Origin of the sequence: Streptomyces sp. SAI-135, assembly GCF_029893805.1 — a bacterium.
In the GTDB taxonomy this organism is placed as follows: domain Bacteria; phylum Actinomycetota; class Actinomycetes; order Streptomycetales; family Streptomycetaceae; genus Streptomyces.
Window position 1 is genome coordinate 929,150 of the sequence record NZ_JARXYP010000002.1, and the last position, 15,643, is coordinate 944,792.

The window sequence follows — 15,643 nt, forward strand, 5'->3', positions numbered from 1 at the left end:
GACGAAAGGACGCGTCACCATGCCGAAGACCGCACCCCTCAGCCCGAGACCCGCGCCCGCGACCGATCTCATGGACTCGCTCGGCGACCTGCTGCGCCAATGGCTGCCGCGGCAGCGCTGGTTCGCGGGCAAGGACCGGCCCGTGAGCGAGCTCGGTCTGCTGTCGATGACCGAGCTGTTCCCGGGCTGTCTGCACCTGCTGGTCCACACCGGGCACGGCGGGGTGCCCGCGCCGGGCGGCGGTGCCCCGGCGGGTGACTGCTACCAGCTGCTGCTCGGCGTGCGCAAACACCTCTCGCCGCGGCTGGGCCGCGCCCTGGTCGGACGGCCCGAGCGGGGCCCGCTGGCCGGTCTCACGGTGTACGACGCCCTGCACGACCCCCGTTCGGCGCAACTGCTGCTGGAGCGGCTGCGGCAGCCCGGCACGGCCGGCCCGCTCCGCTTCGAGGGCGCCCCCTCGATGCCGGTGCCCGCCGGGCTCCCACCGCGGCTGCTGGACGCCGAGCAGTCGAACTCCTCGCTGGTGTACGGCGACGAGTTCATCCTGAAGGTCTTCCGCCGCATCCAGCCCGGAGTCAATCCGGACCTGGAGGTGCCGGTCGCGCTCGCCGGACAGGGCTGCCGCCGGGTGCCGGCGCCGGTCGCCTGGTTCCGCACCACGCATCCGCAGGAGGCCACGCTCGGCGTGCTCCAGCCGTATCTGCGCGACGCGTCCGACGGCTGGGCACTGGCGCTGCAGGCGCTCGCCTCCGGTGACGACTTCACCGTGCAGGCTCATGAGCTGGGCCGGGCCATGGCCGAGGTGCACCTCGCGCTGGCCGCCGCCTTCCCCGGCACCGGCCACGACGACAACGGCGCCACCGCGGCCGCGATGACCGAGCGCCTGGACTCCGCCGCGCACAGCGTGCCGGCGCTGCGGCCGTTCGTGCCCGGTCTGCGGGGCGCGTTCGGCGCGCTCGCCACCTGCGACTCCGGGCCGCCCGCCCAGCGCGTCCACGGCGACCTGCACCTGGGGCAGGTGCTGCGGGCCGGCCGGGAGTGGTTCGTCATCGATTTCGAGGGCGAGCCGTCGCGCCCGCTCGCCGACCGGTGCACCGCGCAGTCCCCGGTACGGGACATCGCGGGCATGCTGCGGTCCTTCGACTACGCGGCCCGGCAGCGCCGGCCCTGGCGCCCGGAGTGGGCGCGCCGCTGCCGGGAGGCCTTCTGCGGGGGCTATGCCGCCCTCGCCGGATGGGATCCACGCAAGAAGCACGGCCTGCTGCGCGCCTACGAGACCGACCGGGCCGTCTACGAAGTCCTGTACGAGGCACGACACCGGCCCGACTGGTTGCCGGTGCCCATGGCGGCGATCGAGCGTCTCGCCGTGAGAGGAGACTGAGCCGTGGCTTTGCGCGACACCTCACTGCCCGAGCCGTCCGGACCGGCGCACTGCGCCCCGGCCCCCGCGCTCGACCCCGGTGACCGGGGCCGGCTGCTGGCCGGCGCCCACCACGACCCGCACGCCCTGCTGGGCGCCCACCCGGTGGCGGGCGGGATCGTCTTCCGGGCCCTGCGCCCCTTCGCCCGCGGGGTGAGCGTCGTGATCGACGGCGAGCGCCGACGGCTGGCCTCGGAGGGCGACGGGCTCTTCTGCGGTCTGCTGCCCCTGGACGCGATCCCCGACTACACCCTGCTGGTGGCGTACGCGGACGGCGAGCAGGAGGTGCACGACCCCTACCGTTTCCTGCCCGCGCTCGGCGAGACCGACCTGCATCTGATCCGCGAGGGCCGTCACGAGCAGCTGTGGAAGGCCCTCGGTGCCGAGCCGATGACCCACGAGGGGGTGACCGGCACCCGCTTCACGGTCTGGGCGCCCAACGCCCAGGGCGTCCGGGTGGCAGGGGAGTTCACCTTCTGGGACGGCCAGGCCTTCCCGATGCGCTCGCTCGGTGCGTCCGGCGTGTGGGAGCTGTTCCTGCCGGGGATCGGTGAGGGTGCCCGCTACAAGTTCGAGATCACCTCCCGCTACGGCGACCGGTTCCTGAAGTCCGACCCGATGGCGCGCAGCACCGAGGTGCCGCCCGCGACCGCGTCGGTGGTGACCGCCTCGCACTTCGAGTGGAGCGACGAGGAGTGGATGGCCCGGCGCGGCGAGCTCCCGGTGCACCAGGCACCGTTCTCGGTCTACGAGGTCCACCTCCCGTCCTGGCGACCGGGCCTGACGTACCGTCAGCTCGCCGAGCAGCTGCCCGCCTACGTCAAGGACCTGGGCTTCACCCACGTCGAGCTGATGCCGGTCGCCGAGCACCCCTTCGGCGGCTCCTGGGGCTACCAGGTCACCGGCTTCTACGCGCCCACGGCACGCCTCGGCACCCCCGACGACTTCAAGTACCTGATCGACGCCCTCCACCAAGCCGGCATCGGTGTGATCATGGACTGGGTGCCGGCCCATTTCCCCAAGGACGACTGGGCGCTGGCCCGCTTCGACGGGGACCCGCTGTACGAGCCGGGGGACTCCCGGCGGGCCGAGCACCCGGACTGGGGGACGTACGAGTTCGACTTCGGGCGCGTCGAGGTGCGCAACTTCCTGGTCGCCAACGCCGTGTACTGGTGCGAGGAGTTCCACATCGACGGCCTGCGGGTCGACGCGGTCGCCTCCATGCTCTACCTCGACTACTCGCGCGACTCCGGCCAGTGGAGCCCCAACGTGTTCGGGGGCCGGGAGGATCTCGACGCGGTCGCCTTCCTCCAGGAGATGAACGCCACCGTGTACCGGCGGGCGCCGGGTGTCGTCACCATCGCCGAGGAGTCCACGGCCTGGGACGGCGTGACCCGCCCCACGGACAGCGGGGGCCTGGGTTTCGGCCTGAAGTGGAACATGGGCTGGATGCACGACTCCCTCGGCTACATCAGCCATGAGCCGGTGCACCGCAAGTACCACCACAACGAGATGACCTTCTCGATGGTGTACGCGTACAGCGAGAACTACGTCCTGCCGATCTCCCACGACGAGGTCGTGCACGGCAAGCAGGCGCTGGTGTCGAAGATGCCGGGCGACTGGTGGCAGCAGCGCGCCAACCACCGGGCGTACCTCGGCTTCATGTGGGCGCATCCCGGCAAGCAACTCCTCTTCATGGGCCAGGAGTTCGCCCAGGGCGCGGAGTGGTCCGAGGCCCACGGGCCCGACTGGTGGCTGCTCGACCCGGGCTACGGGGCCGAGGCCGACCACCGGGGCGTCCGGGATCTCGTGCGCGATCTGAACACCGTCTACCGGCAGACCCCCGCCCTGTGGGAGCGGGACACCGACCCGGGCGGCTTCCGCTGGGTGGTCGGCGACGCGGCCGAGGACAACGTCTTCGCCTTCCTGAGGTTCGACACGGCGGGCGGGCCGCTGCTCGCGGTCTCGAACCTCTCCCCCGTGGTGCGCGAGGACTACCGCCTCACCGTCCCCGAGGGCCACCCCCTGTGGCAGGAGTCCCTCAACACCGACGCCGCCCGGTACGGCGGCGGCGACGTCGTCCTGCGTGACCCGGTCAAGGCGGAGGACGGGGCGCTGCGGCTCACCCTGCCGCCGCTGGCGACGGTGTGGCTGGTCCCGGTGCCCGGCTGAGGCCGCAGGCGACGCGGAGGTGTCCGACCGTCCCGAAGGGGCAGTCGGGGTCGTACGAGAACCCGCATCCTCGTCGTCGCCGAGGGCCACAGAAAGGGCTGCATCACGTGCGCACCGTGGGAGTGGAGGAGGAACTCCTCCTGGTCGACCCCGAGACCGGCGAGCCGCAGGCACTGTCCGCGGCCGTACTCGCGCGGGCCGAGCAGGACGAGCCCGACCAGGACGTCTTCGAGAAGGAACTGCACAACCAGATGCTGGAGTTCGCCACGCACCCGCAGTCGGGCATGGACGAACTGCGCGCGGAGATCGTGCGCTGCCGCAAGGAGGCGGCCCGGCTCGCCGGCGACAGCGGGTGCTCCGTGGCCTCCCTCGCCACCTCGCCGCTGCCCGTCAGCCCCTCGGTGGGTGTCGGCCGGCGCTACCAGTGGATGGCGCAGCAGTACGGCATCGCCACCCGGGAGCAGCTCGTCATGGGCTGCCATGTCCATGTGTCGGTGGAGTCCGACGAGGAGGCCGTCGCCGTCGTCGACCGGATCCAGCCCTGGCTGACCGTGCTGGCCGCGATGAGCGCCAACTCGCCCTTCTGGCAGGGCAAGGACACCGGGTACAGCAGTTACCGCAGCCGGGTGTGGCAGCGCTGGCCCTCGGCCGGCCCGACCGAGCCGTTCCGCTCGGCGGAGCGCTATCACCGGCGGGTCGCGGACATGGTGGCCACCGGTGTCATCCTGGACGAGGGGATGATCTACTTCGACGCCCGGCTGTCCCGGAACTACCCGACGGTGGAGATCCGGGTCGCGGACGTCTGCCTGCACGCGGACACCGCCGTGCTCCTCGCGACCCTCGCCCGCGGGCTGGTGGAGACGGCCGCGCGCGAGTGGCGGGCGGAGCGGCAGCCGGTGACGCACAGTGTGAGCCTGCTGCGGCTGGCGGCCTGGCAGGCGGCGCGCTCCGGTCTGTCGGAGGAGCTGCTCCACCCGGCGACGATGCACCGCATGCCGGCGGAGACGGTGGTGCGGGCCCTGCTGGAGCACATCGAGGACGCGCTCGCCGACAGCGGCGACCTGGACCGGGCGCGCGAGTCGTGCGCCGAACTGCTGCGGCACGGCAACGGCGCCCGGGTGCAGCGCGAGCTGCTGGAACGCACCGGGAGCCTGCGGAGCGTGGTCACCGAGTGCGTGCGGCTGACCCAGTCGTAGTCCTCACAGGGCCAGGACGATCGCGTACACCAGGAAGAACGCGGCGACGAGGACGACCAGGACGAGGATCAGGGCCAGTGGGCCCTTGGCCCAGCCCTTGGTGGGGTTGTGCGTCTCCCGGGGGCCGGCCTCGGGCAGGCTGCTCTCGGCGGGCGGGGTCTCGCCCGGGGGTACGCCGCCGCCCGGTTCCAGTCCGGTGGTGCGCTCGGGTTCGGGATCGGGGTTCGTGTAACTCATGCGGTCCGAGTGCCCCGATCTCGACGAGATCACGGGTGACCGCTTACTTCCGCATTCCAGGTACCACTCGCTCGCGCCTGGGCTAGATTCGAGCACCGCGGATGACCGAGCTCGTCCGCGCCGTCACAGCCCGTACACGTCAGGAGCAGCGCATGCGCGACTTCGCCCTCGCTCCCCGGACCATCTCGCGCTCCAGCGGCGGTCTGGCAGACAGCGTGTTCGAGCGGGCGGAATCGGATCCCACCCTGCCGGTGCTGGCCCGCCGTCCCGAGGGCTCCACGGGAGGCTGGCAGGAGGTCACGGCCGTCGAGCTGCGCGACGAGGTCGTGGACCTGGCGAAGGGACTGGTCGCCTCCGGGATCTCGCCCGGCCACCGGGTGGCGATCATGGCGCGCACCCGTTACGAGTGGACGGTCCTCAGTTACGCCCTGTGGACGGTGGGCGCCGAGGTCGTACCGATCTATCCGACGTCCGCCCGCGAGCAGGTCGAGTGGATCCTGCGCGACGCCGACTGCGTGGCCGTGGTGGTGGAGGACGAGCAGGCGGTCATGACGGTCGGATCGGTGTGCGCCTCGCTCCCCCGGCTGCGCCACGTCTGGCAGCTGGACGCGGGGGCGCTGGAGGACCTGACGGAGCGGGGCCGCTTGATCCCGCTGGCCACGGTCGAGTCGCTGCGCCGTATCGTGCTGCCGGACTCCACGGCAGCCATCGCCTACACCTCCGGAACCACGGGCCACGCGCTGGGCTGCGCGCTCAGCCACCGCGGCCTGGCGAGCCCGGTCGACACCCTCCTGGAGGGCTGGCGCCAGATCACGGCGGCCCCGGGAGAACAGCCGTCCGTCCTCGCCTTCCTGCCCTTCTCCCATGTGTACGGCCTCATGATCCAGGGCTTGTGCATCCGCGGCGGCCTGCTCATGGCCCACGAGCCCGACCTGAGCGAGGAGGCCCTGGCGGTCTCCCTGCAGTCCTTCCGCCCCACCTACTTCTACGCCGTCCCCTCGGTCTTCGAGAAGATCTACAAGAACTTCCTGCGCGCCTCCCAGCAGGCCGGCCGCGGCGCCCTGTTCGAACGGGCCGCCGACACGGCCCGGGACTTCGCCCTGGCCTGCGAGCGGCAGCGCCTCGGCGAGGGCCCCGGTCCCGGCTTCGACCTGCGGCTCCAGCACGCCCTGTACGAACGCACGGTGTACCGCAGACTGCGGGCCGCGCTGGGCGGCCGGGCCCGCCGCGCCACCTCGGGCGGCTCCACCCTGGGCCGTGAGCTCTCCCTGTTCTACGAGGGCATCGGCGTCTACGTGCACGACGGGTACGGCCTCACGGAGACCTGCGGCGGGATCACCATGCAACCGCTGGGCCGGGAGAAGTCCGGGACCGTCGGCCGCCCCCTGCCCGGCGTGGATCTGCGGGTGGCGGACGACGGGGAGATCCTGGTGCGCGGCCCGTCCGTGTTCCAGGGCTATGTGAACGACGAGGCCGCCACCCGGGCCGCGCTGTACGGCGGCTGGCTGGCCACCGGGGACCTGGGGCGGCTGGACGCCGACGGCTATCTGACGATCACCGGCCGCAAGAAGGACATCATCGTCACCACCAGCGGCAAGAGCGTGGCCCCGGCCGCCCTGGAGCACCGGCTGAGGATGCATCCGCTGATCCACCAGGCCGTGGTGGTAGGCGACAACCGGCCCTGCGTGGGCGCCCTGCTCACCCTGGACCCGGTGTTCCTGGCCCACTGGCGCGGGGTCATGGCGGCCCAGCAGGACCCCTCGGCGCGTGAGGCCCGGGAGGAGAACGCGCTGCGGGAGGAGATCGCCCGGGCCGTGGCCGCCGCCAACAGCACGGTCTCGCGCGCGGAGTCGATCCGGGTGTTCCGGGTGCTGTCGGAGCCGTTCGACCTGGCCAACGGCCTGCTGACGCCGTCGATGAAGCTGCGCCGCGACGAGATCGTGCGCCGGTACGCGACGGAGATCGACGCGATGTACCAGGCCCGCTCGGCCGGCGCCCGGCGCGTTTCGACGGAAGACGTGCTGAGCTGGGACGACTCGGACAACGTGTTCCGGTGAGACCGCCTTTGTCGGCCGCCTTCCCCGAGGTGAGGACGATTGGGCGGCCTGCCCTCGGGAACACGGCTCAGTGGCGACATGAGAGAGTACGACAACCCGTTGACGCCGGGCCGTGCAAGCGGCACGGCACCGAGTTGCATTGGGACGAGACACTGACTTCCGAGGCGATTCCGAGCCGCACCACCCGTTTCGCGGGCGAGCCGCAATGCGTGACGGGTGCGCGGCTCGCCGCTGAAGAATTCCTGGACGACCTGAGCCAGAGCGTGCCACCCGCGACCCCCGAGCACTGGGACGACATCCTGCTCGTGGTCACGGAACTGGCCGCCAACGCCGTCCAGTACGCGCCCGGCCCCTTCGTGCTGCGCATGCGCCGCACCTTCGACGGCGTGCACGTGACGTTGCGCGACACCAACCCGACACCGCCGGCCCCCCGTTCCTTCGATCCGCGCACGGGCGGCGGCGGCATCGGCTGGCATCTGGTGCACGCCCTGTGCGACCAGGTCAGCGTGGTGACCGACGAGCGCGGCAAGGACGTGCACGTCTTCCTGCCGTGGTGACCTCCCCCGGTCCGGTCAGGCGGTCGCCGTGAGCCGCAGATAGTAGGCACCGACCGCCGCGAGGTACTCACGGTCCCTGGTCTCGCTGTCGGTGCGGAAGCGGGGGGCCGCCTTCACCTCCGACCCGGTGCAGGCCAGCGTGATCCGCCGGTCCTCGGTGTCGACGCGGGTGACGACGCCCACCGGGACCAGGACGCTGCGGCCGAAGATCCAGACGCCGGTGTCGACGACGAGGTGCTCCATGCCCTCGGGGGCGGCCTGCCGGTCCACGTGTCCGATGGTGCCGTCGCTCGCGACGACGGTGAAGCCGGTCAGGTCCTGTCCCTCGACGTATCCGCTGTGCGGCGCGTACGACCAGATTCTGTCAGTGGTCACGCTGGTCCTTCCCTCCCGAGCACTGCACGGATCCCGCCTCCTCGCTGCGAGCGGGCCCACAGCACCCCCATACCCCTTGGCCGCACACACATTCGGCGAGCGGCACCCGCACAAGCGGTTTCCCCGCGTCCGGTCCGCGCACCTCCTTCACCTTTCTCCCGGTGCACTTTCAGGTCAGGACGGGCAAGGTGGTCATCGACGCATTCGTCGCGCCCACATGGGCAGACGAAGGGCGTTCGAGGCAGACCGCCTGGAGCCGCAGAAAGGGATGAACACCGTGACACGACCCAGGATCCTGGTGGTTGGCGCCGGCTTCGCCGGAGTCGAGTGCGTGCGCCGGCTGGAGCGGAAGCTCTCCCCCGACGAAGCCGACGTCACCCTGGTGACGCCGTTCGCCTACCAGCTCTATCTCCCCCTGCTGCCCCAGGTCGCCTCCGGCGTGCTGACGCCCCAGTCGATCGCCGTCTCCCTGCGCCGCAGCAAGAAGTACCGCACCCGGATCATCCCGGGCGGCGCGATCGGCGTGGACCTCAAGGCCAAGGTCTGCGTGATCCGCACCATCACCGACGAGATCGTCAACGAGCCGTACGACTACATCGTGCTGGCTCCCGGCAGCATCACCCGGACCTTCGACATCCCCGGTCTCACCGAGCACGCCTTCGGCATGAAGACCCTTGCCGAGGCGGCCTACATCCGGGACCACGTCATCTCCCAGCTGGACCTCGCGGACGCCAGCCACGACCCGGCCGAGCGCGCGGCCCGGCTCCAGTTCGTGGTCGTCGGCGGCGGATACGCCGGTACCGAGACCGCGGCCTGTCTGCAGAAGCTCACCCACGCGGCGGTCAAGCGCTACCCGCGCATCGATCCCGCGCTGATCAAGTGGCACCTGATCGACATCGCCCCGAAGCTGATGCCGGAGCTCGGCGACAAGCTGGGCCGCAGCGCGCAGGAGATCCTGCGCCGGCGCGGCATCGACGTGTCGCTCGGTGTCTCCATCGAGAAGGCGGGCCCCGAGGAGGTCACCTTCACCGACGGCCGGGTGATCCCCACCCGGACCCTGATCTGGACGGCCGGCGTCGTCGCGAGCCCGCTCATCGCCACCCTCGGTGCCGAAACGATTCGCGGACGGCTCGCGGTCACCGCCGAGATGACCCTGCCGGGCCAGGACGGCGTGTTCGCGCTCGGCGACTCCGCGGCCGTGCCCGACAAGGCGAAGGACGACGAGAGCGCGATCTGCCCGCCCACGGCGCAGCACGCCATGCGTCAGGGCAGGACGGTCGCCGACAACGTCATCGCGACGCTGCGGGGCCAGGCGCTCCAGCCGTACGTCCACAAGGACATGGGACTCGTGGTCGACCTCGGCGGCACGGACGCCGTCTCCAAGCCGCTCGGCATCGAACTGCGCGGACTGCCCGCCCAGTTCGCCGCCCGCGGCTACCACTGGGCGGCGCTGCGCACCAACGTCGCCAAGGTCCGCGTGGCCACGAACTGGACGCTGAACGCCATCGCGGGCGACGATTTCGTCCGCACCGGCTTCCAGGCCCGCAAGCCCGCCAAGCTGAAGGACTTCGAGTACACGGACGCGTACCTGACGCCGGAACAGGTCAGGGCGCAGGTCGAGGGGACACGGCAGGTGGACCAGTAGGTGTGGCACACGTCACGCCGGGCCGCCGATCGGTTTCCAGCCGGTCGGCGGTCGTAGGAGGGACAGCACAGCGCTTTCCCGAAAGGACACTCCCCTGGCCGAGACCGTGAAGGGCCCCGAGGCCAGGGGCGAGTGACTCACCCCGCCGTGCCATGCTGGAACGGATCATGACGTGACACGGGAGTGAGTACGGCGGAGTGAACACAGCGAGGCTGCGCGACCGGGTCGCGGCGTCGGACCCGGGCCTGCTCCGGCTGGCCGCCGGTCTGCGCACGGTGGGGGCGATCGCCCTCACCCTGGCCGTGCTCGGTCTGCTGGGGGTGAGCGTCCCGCACCTGGTGGCGGGCGCCATCGCGGCGATGGTCGCGACCTTCGCCATCCGGGAGAAGCAGCGCGGCCCGCAGGCCGTGACCCTCGCCCTGGGCCTGCCGGTGGCGCTGGCCTCTCTGTCGCTGGGCGCGCTGCTGAGCTCCCGGGTGGTGGCCGGCGACCTCTTCTTCGTGGTGCTGATCTTCTGCGCCGTCTACAGCCGCCGCTTCGGCGACCGGGGCACCGCGCTCGGACTGATCGGCTTCCAGATCTACTTCGTGTCCTTGTTCGTCGGCGCCACCGTCTCCGGCCTGCCCGAGCTGTACGTCGTCCTCTGCGTCGCCTTCCTGTGCAGCGCGGCGGCACGCTTCCTGCTGGTGCGGGAGACCCCGGCGGGCCTCCTGGAACGCCTGCGGGAGGCTTTCCGGGCCCGGCTGGCCCAGCTCGTCACCGCGCAGCTCCAGCTGCTGGACGCCGGGCCGGAGGAGATCGACCAGGCGCTGAAGGACGTACGTGAGGGGACCGCGCGGCTGCACGAGACCGCCCTGATGATCCAGGGGCGGCTGGAGGAGGGGACCTCCGGCGCGGCCACGGCGCGGCTCGTGCAGCGGCGGGTCGCGGACGCCGAGATCGCCGCCGAGCGGCTCGGCCTGCTGCTGCTGACGGCCCGCAGCTCCGAGCGCGCGGACACGCTCACCCTGCATCTGCCGGGAGCGCCGGCCCCGCGGGCGGGGCGGATGCCCGGGCGGGACGAGGCGATGGCCAGGGTGCGCCGGGATCTGGAGGCGCTGCGGCTGCTGGTGCTGCGGCCGGTGGCGGCCCGGTCGGGCACCGCTCTGTCCCAGGTCCGCAACCGCCTCCTGGGATACCGCGAGGAGGACAACCTGCCGCCGGTGCCGCCGGCCGTCCAGGACGTCTTCCGGGGCATCGGCGAGACCGCCCGCGCGGTCCTGGGCCTCAGGATCGCCCTGGACGGCCCGCAGGACGAGTCGGACGACTCCCCCGCCACGGCCCGCTCGCGCGAGGAGCTGGACGCCGAGGACGCCGTCATCGACGCCCGCGAGGAGGACGGCGGGACGCCGCAGGAGGAGCCCACGGGCCTCGCGCGGCCCACGACCCGGGCCGCGGTGCAGGTCGCCGTGGGGTCCTCGCTCGCCATCGCCGGCGGCGAGTTCCTCTCCAGCCAGCGCTGGTACTGGGCCGTGCTGACCTGCTGGATCGTCTTCATCAACACCGCGTCCACGGGCGAGATCCTCGTCAAGGGCTACCGCCGTCTGCTGGGCACCGTCCTCGGCGTACTGGCCGGAATCGTGCTGGCCGGGGCGGTGGGGCAGCACACCTGGACGGCGTTCGCCCTGGTGCTGGTGCTGGTGTTCGCGATGTTCTACACCGCGCCGCTGTCCTACACGCTGATGTCGTTCTTCGTCACCGCGGCGCTGGGGCTGCTCTACACGCTGCTGCACACCTACAGCCTCTCGGTGCTGGTGCTGCGTGTGGAGGAGACCGCGCTCGGCGCGGCCTGCGGGGTGATCGCGGCGGCGTTCGTGCTGCCGGTGCGCACCGACCGCCGTACCAACGACCTGCTCGTCACCGTCCTGGAACGGCTCGACGACGTCACCGAGGCCGCGGTGGACCAGCTCAGCGGGGGCACGCCCGTGGAACTGCTCGACCAGGCGCGTGACCTGGACCAGGCGCTGGCCGACCTGCGGGCGGCCACCCAGCCGCTCACCCACCCGATCACACCGCTGCGGGCCCGGCGCGACACGGCTCGCTATGTCGTGGCGCTCCTGGAGACGTGCGCTTACCACGCGCGCTCACTGGCGGCCACGGCCGAACTGCTGCCCACGCACCCCTCGATCGCGGCGGATCCCCGGCTGCGCCGGGCGGGCCGGCGCATCGGGGACAACATCGGGGCCATCGCCGCGCACGTCGCCGACGAGCGTTCCACCGCCCGGGTGGAGACCGGTCCGAGCATCGCCTCGCTCCTGGAGACCGAGGTCCCCGGCACCCCGCGCTTCGGCCGGGTCACCGACCGCGTGCTGCGGCACGTCCAGCGGCTGGACGAGACCCTGGTGGGTCTGGCCCGGCCGCTGAACGTGCCGGTCGCGGCGCCCAGGCGTTAGTCAGGGCGCTGTTCGCCGCTCAGAGGTCCGTCGGCAGACCGCTCACCTCGGCGATGCCCCGCAGCTCGTCGTCGAGCCGCCTGCGTTCGCGGATGTAGTCGGCGATCTCTCCGAGGCGGACCGGGTCGGAGGCCGTGTCCGCGTCGGTGACCACCCTGATCGGGCTGGTGCTCTCGTCGACATGGAGTTCGATCACCTTGTTGTCCATGCGCCCGGTCACCGCGGTGGCGATGACCAGGGCGGCCTCGTCGCGGATCTCCTGGGGCAGCCCGTCCTGCTGGCTGTCCTCTAGCGCGAAGTCCAGGGCGGGCAGTTGGTGTTCGTCGATGGCCCGCAGGACCGGGCGGACCACGCTGAGCAGGAGCTCGTAGTCCTCCGAGGCCATGCGGATGCGCAGAAGGTCCAGGTAGACGTCCACGGGCCTACCGTCGGGCGGAAGCTCGGGTTCGTTCATGAAGCCCGGGTTCCCCGTGACGGGCGGCTCAGACCCGCCGCCAGCGGGCCATGGCGAACGAGAACACTCCGAAGAGCACCAGACCCACGGCGACCAGGACGAGCAGCCACGGCCCCAGCGGGGTGTCCGCGAACGAGCGGAGCGTGTCGTCGAGGCCCTTGGCCTTCTTGGGCTCGTAGTCGACCGCGGCACGGACGGCGAAGGCGCCCGCGGCGATGAACACCACACCCCGCGCCACTCCGCCGGCCACGCCCGTCACGTCGACGAGCTTCCTGACCCGCGGGCCCATCTGGGCGAGCTTCATCTTGTCGTGGAAGGACCGGCGCAGTGCCTGGGCGGCGATCCACACACCGGCCACCGCGACGCCGACCCCCGCGATGCCCACCAGCCACTGCCCGCCGGGCCACTCCAGGGCCCGGGCGGTGACGTCCTTGGACTGTTTGTCGCTCGATCCGCCGCTGCCGGAACCGACGGCGAAGGACAGCACGGAGTAGGCGACGAAGGCGTAGAAGAGGCAGCGGGCCGCCGACAGCAGACGTTTCGTGGCCTTGCCGCCGTCGGGGCCGACCGCGCCGAACACCACCTCGGACAGGCGCCACAGGGCCATGCCGACGAGCCCGACGCCCAGCGCCCACAGGACGACGGACCCGAACGGTTTGTCGGCGAGGGCGGCGAGGGCGCCGCCGCGGTCGGCCTGGCGCTTGCCGTCGCCGAAGGCGATCTGCAGCGCCAGTACACCGACCAGCAGGTAGATCACTCCGCGGGCGGTGAACCCCGCGCGGGCCGCGTACTCCGTCACCGAGCCGCGTGCCGCTCGTCTGGCCTGGAACCGGGCGGTTCCTGCCGTGGAGTTCGTGGTCATCTCGTCCCCCCTGGGAAGTCCGGACCGTCCAGGCGGGCGGTCACGCGGAAATGCGGTCAGTCGGCCAGTCGCGCGGGTTCGGGCACGGCGGCGAGCAGGCGGTGAGCCGTCTCCAGCGCCAGCCGCACGTCGCGCGTGCCGGTGGAGACACAGAGCGTGTAGGCGAGGTCCCGGGCCCGTGGGCTCGGTTCGGCCGCCGTCGCGGACTCCTCGGCCCGCAGTGCCTCGTAGTCCTGGACGAGCCGCCGCAGGAACGCACGATCGGGTATCAGCATCCTTCCCCCTCCTCGTGCTCTCAGGCCTCGGCAGGGCCGTCGCCCTGGCGCCTCGCCCGGTCGGCCAGCGCCTCGTCGCGCACACGGGCGCAGCTGCGGCTGATGAGCCGGGAGACGTGCATCTGCGAGATGCCGAGCTGGTCGGCGATCCGGCTTTGGGTCATGTCCTCGAAGAAGCGCATGTAGAGGATGGCGCGCTCGCGTTCGGGCAGCTTGCGCAGCCCTTCCTTGGCGGACTCCCGGTCGACCACGACGTCGTACGACGTGTCCGGGCCGCCCAGGGTGTCGGCGAGGCTGTAGCCGTCGTCGCCGGCCGAGAGTTCGGCGTCCAGGGAGAGGGTGCTGAAGCTCTCGAGGGCCTCGAGGCCGGTGGTGACCTCGTCCTCGGTCAGGCCGGTGTGGGCGGCGATGTCGGCGGGTGTCGGTTCGGGGGAACCGGGGTTCTGGGTGAGCTCGCGTCGGGCGACCCGCACCTTGTTGCGCAGTTCCTGCACGCGGCGAGGCACTCGCAGAGCCCACATGCGGTCGCGGAAGTGGCGCTTGACCTCGCCGGTGATGGTGGGCACGGCGTAGCTCTCGAAGGCTCCCCGCTCCGGTTCGAAGCGGTCGATGGCCTTGACGAGCCCGAGGGCTGCGACCTGGCGCAGGTCCTCGATGGACTCGCCGCGGTCGCGGAACCGGCCGGCGATGCGGTGGGCCATGGGCAGCCAGGCGGTGACGAGTTCGTCGCGCAGGGCGTCGCGCTCGGGTCCTTCCTCCAGCCCGGCGAGCCGGGCGAAGAGGGCCATGGTGTCGGGGGCGTCGTCGTGCCGCCGCCTGCCGGGCGTGGAGGGACGGTCCTGGGTGGTGGGACGGCTGGTCGACGTGTCGGTGAGCATGCGGATTCGCTCCTGAAGAACGGGTTCAGGGACTGACCGCGGGAGGAAGGACGCCGGGGCCGCCGAAGTGGGGCCCGCAGCAGCCATAACGCTCCCGCTGGCGCGCCTCCGGTCCGAAGCACGAAACTGCGTCTGCCCTGCTCCATGGGGCCCAAACTCCGTCGACGGAATCCGGTTTTCCGGCTGGTTCCCCAGAGGTGCCGCACTAGCTCAGGGGCACCACGGCGGTGATGCGCTTCCCGCCCGTGGGCAGGTCGGTCACGCGGACGTCGCGGGCCAGCCGGCACACGATCGGCCAGCCGTGCCCGCCGGGCCGCCACCGGCCGTGCGGGTCGACGGGTTCCCTGGCCACCGGCAGCGCGGTGCTGCGGTCGCTGACCGAGACGCACACACCACGGCCCTCGACGGTGACATGGAAGTCGGTGATGCCGCCCCCGTGCAGGATGGCGTTGGTGGTGAGTTCCGAGGCGACCAGCAGGGCGTCCGAGAGCGCCTGCGCGTCGCACGGGGTGTGCGTGGCGCGGCAGCGTTCGGACACGGCCCGTTCGACCGCTCGGCGGGCCTCGTCCGGCTTGCAGGGGTGGGGCCGTGCGCGCCGGCGCGCGACGGAGGGTTGGGGGGCGGCTTCGGTCCTGTGCTCGTCGCACATGACGTGGCTCCTGATCAAGAAATCGGCTGAAGGTGCATGGATCGGTGCAACAGAAGCCGGGCCCGGCCGGACCCACGGACACGGTGACCGTGCTGTACGGTGCGCGCCCTCCGTAGGCCTCCAGTAATCGGCTGACCTCAGCGCGCCGGGTCAAACCTCCCCGTTCCGGGCGCGGCAGCGGGCCATTCGATCGCGTTCCGTGGGTACGCGGTCTGTATGACGGATGTCGTGGACTCAGACGAACTGCTGCGCCGAATCCAGCGCGCCCGGGCCTGCGCCGCGGAGGAGGAGCAGTCCTGGCGGGCGCGGAGCGACGAGCTGGCGCCCACGGATCCGGCGGCCGCGCGGGACGCCGCCGTACGCACCCTGGCCTACGAGGCGGTGACCAGGGTGCTGGACGAGGTGCTCAGGCCGGGCAGTCGCTGACCTCCGGC

At 71.9% G+C, this 15,643-nt stretch carries 15 protein-coding genes; 8 read left to right on the top strand and 7 right to left on the bottom strand.

The genetic code is table 11. The features are described from left to right. Positions 1-19 precede the first annotated feature (19 nt). The 3 genes from M2163_RS08590 (at position 20) to M2163_RS08600 (ending at position 4,788) form a co-directional block, all read left to right on the top strand. Entirely contained in the window at positions 20-1,381 is a 1,362-nt protein-coding gene (locus M2163_RS08590) for a maltokinase (protein ID WP_280893628.1), read from the top strand. Between the two features lie 3 nt (positions 1,382-1,384). Beyond that, positions 1,385-3,592, top strand: a complete 2,208-nt coding sequence (gene glgB / locus M2163_RS08595) for a 1,4-alpha-glucan branching enzyme (protein WP_280893629.1) — start codon at positions 1,385-1,387, stop codon at positions 3,590-3,592. Positions 3,593-3,699: 107 nt separating this feature from the next. Then, on the top strand, positions 3,700-4,788 hold the full coding sequence (locus M2163_RS08600) for a glutamate--cysteine ligase (protein WP_280853402.1): 1,089 nt from the start codon (positions 3,700-3,702) through the stop codon (positions 4,786-4,788). 3 nt (positions 4,789-4,791) lie between these two features. Here M2163_RS08600 and M2163_RS08605 read toward each other — a convergent pair whose 3' ends face one another. Then, positions 4,792-5,025 carry a DUF6480 family protein gene (locus tag M2163_RS08605; protein ID WP_280853401.1) on the bottom strand — a complete coding sequence of 78 codons (234 nt, stop codon included), beginning with the start codon at positions 5,023-5,025 and terminating at the stop codon, positions 4,792-4,794. A gap of 152 nt (positions 5,026-5,177) precedes the next feature. Here M2163_RS08605 and M2163_RS08610 point away from each other — a divergent pair, with 152 nt between their 5' ends. Next, positions 5,178-7,082: an AMP-dependent synthetase/ligase gene (locus M2163_RS08610; protein ID WP_280853400.1), complete on the top strand. Its 1,905-nt coding sequence runs from the start codon at positions 5,178-5,180 to the stop codon at positions 7,080-7,082. Positions 7,083-7,234: 152 nt separating this feature from the next. After that, positions 7,235-7,639 carry an ATP-binding protein gene (locus tag M2163_RS08615; RefSeq protein WP_280854283.1) on the top strand — a complete coding sequence of 135 codons (405 nt, stop codon included), beginning with the start codon at positions 7,235-7,237 and terminating at the stop codon, positions 7,637-7,639. Between the two features lie 15 nt (positions 7,640-7,654). Here the strand turns inward: M2163_RS08615 and M2163_RS08620 are convergent, their stop codons facing one another. Next, positions 7,655-8,014: a PRC-barrel domain-containing protein gene (locus tag M2163_RS08620; RefSeq protein WP_280853399.1), complete on the bottom strand. Its 360-nt coding sequence runs from the start codon at positions 8,012-8,014 to the stop codon at positions 7,655-7,657. 268 nt (positions 8,015-8,282) lie between these two features. Here M2163_RS08620 and M2163_RS08625 point away from each other — a divergent pair, with 268 nt between their 5' ends. After that, positions 8,283-9,659: an NAD(P)/FAD-dependent oxidoreductase gene (locus M2163_RS08625; protein WP_280853398.1), complete on the top strand. Its 1,377-nt coding sequence runs from the start codon at positions 8,283-8,285 to the stop codon at positions 9,657-9,659. A gap of 197 nt (positions 9,660-9,856) precedes the next feature. After that, positions 9,857-12,091 carry an FUSC family protein gene (locus M2163_RS08630; protein WP_280893630.1) on the top strand — a complete coding sequence of 745 codons (2,235 nt, stop codon included), beginning with the start codon at positions 9,857-9,859 and terminating at the stop codon, positions 12,089-12,091. A 19-nt stretch (positions 12,092-12,110) separates the two neighbouring features. Here M2163_RS08630 and M2163_RS08635 read toward each other — a convergent pair whose 3' ends face one another. The 5 genes from M2163_RS08635 to M2163_RS08655 form a co-directional block, all read right to left on the bottom strand. Continuing rightward, complete coding sequence (locus M2163_RS08635; protein ID WP_280853396.1) at positions 12,111-12,545, bottom strand: hypothetical protein; 435 nt, start codon at positions 12,543-12,545, stop codon at positions 12,111-12,113. Positions 12,546-12,573: 28 nt separating this feature from the next. After that, positions 12,574-13,407 carry a DUF1206 domain-containing protein gene (locus M2163_RS08640; protein WP_280853395.1) on the bottom strand — a complete coding sequence of 278 codons (834 nt, stop codon included), beginning with the start codon at positions 13,405-13,407 and terminating at the stop codon, positions 12,574-12,576. 56 nt (positions 13,408-13,463) lie between these two features. Then, entirely contained in the window at positions 13,464-13,682 is a 219-nt protein-coding gene (locus M2163_RS08645) for a DUF5133 domain-containing protein (protein ID WP_280853394.1), read from the bottom strand. A gap of 20 nt (positions 13,683-13,702) precedes the next feature. Further along, entirely contained in the window at positions 13,703-14,560 is an 858-nt protein-coding gene (locus M2163_RS08650; RefSeq protein ID WP_280853393.1) for a SigB/SigF/SigG family RNA polymerase sigma factor, read from the bottom strand. A 205-nt stretch (positions 14,561-14,765) separates the two neighbouring features. Next, positions 14,766-15,209 (bottom strand): ATP-binding protein, encoded by a 444-nt coding sequence (locus M2163_RS08655; RefSeq protein WP_280853392.1) that lies wholly within the window; start codon positions 15,207-15,209, stop codon positions 14,766-14,768. A gap of 216 nt (positions 15,210-15,425) precedes the next feature. Between M2163_RS08655 and M2163_RS08660 the strand changes: the two genes are divergently transcribed. Next, positions 15,426-15,635, top strand: coding sequence for a hypothetical protein (locus M2163_RS08660; RefSeq protein WP_280853391.1), 210 nt, complete (start codon positions 15,426-15,428; stop codon positions 15,633-15,635). The last annotated feature ends 8 nt before the right edge of the window (positions 15,636-15,643 follow it).

Coding starts and splice junctions, on each gene's coding strand:
- M2163_RS08605 (WP_280853401.1), bottom strand. CDS start 5,025: ATGAGTTACACGAACCCCGATCCCGAACCCGAGCGCACCACCGGACTG.
- M2163_RS08640 (WP_280853395.1), bottom strand. CDS start 13,407: ATGACCACGAACTCCACGGCAGGAACCGCCCGGTTCCAGGCCAGACGA.
- M2163_RS08650 (WP_280853393.1), bottom strand. CDS start 14,560: ATGCTCACCGACACGTCGACCAGCCGTCCCACCACCCAGGACCGTCCC.
- M2163_RS08610 (WP_280853400.1), top strand. CDS start 5,178: ATGCGCGACTTCGCCCTCGCTCCCCGGACCATCTCGCGCTCCAGCGGC.
- M2163_RS08590 (WP_280893628.1), top strand. CDS start 20: ATGCCGAAGACCGCACCCCTCAGCCCGAGACCCGCGCCCGCGACCGAT.
- M2163_RS08660 (WP_280853391.1), top strand. CDS start 15,426: ATGACGGATGTCGTGGACTCAGACGAACTGCTGCGCCGAATCCAGCGC.
- M2163_RS08645 (WP_280853394.1), bottom strand. CDS start 13,682: ATGCTGATACCCGATCGTGCGTTCCTGCGGCGGCTCGTCCAGGACTAC.
- M2163_RS08635 (WP_280853396.1), bottom strand. CDS start 12,545: ATGAACGAACCCGAGCTTCCGCCCGACGGTAGGCCCGTGGACGTCTAC.
- M2163_RS08655 (WP_280853392.1), bottom strand. CDS start 15,209: ATGTGCGACGAGCACAGGACCGAAGCCGCCCCCCAACCCTCCGTCGCG.
- M2163_RS08625 (WP_280853398.1), top strand. CDS start 8,283: ATGAACACCGTGACACGACCCAGGATCCTGGTGGTTGGCGCCGGCTTC.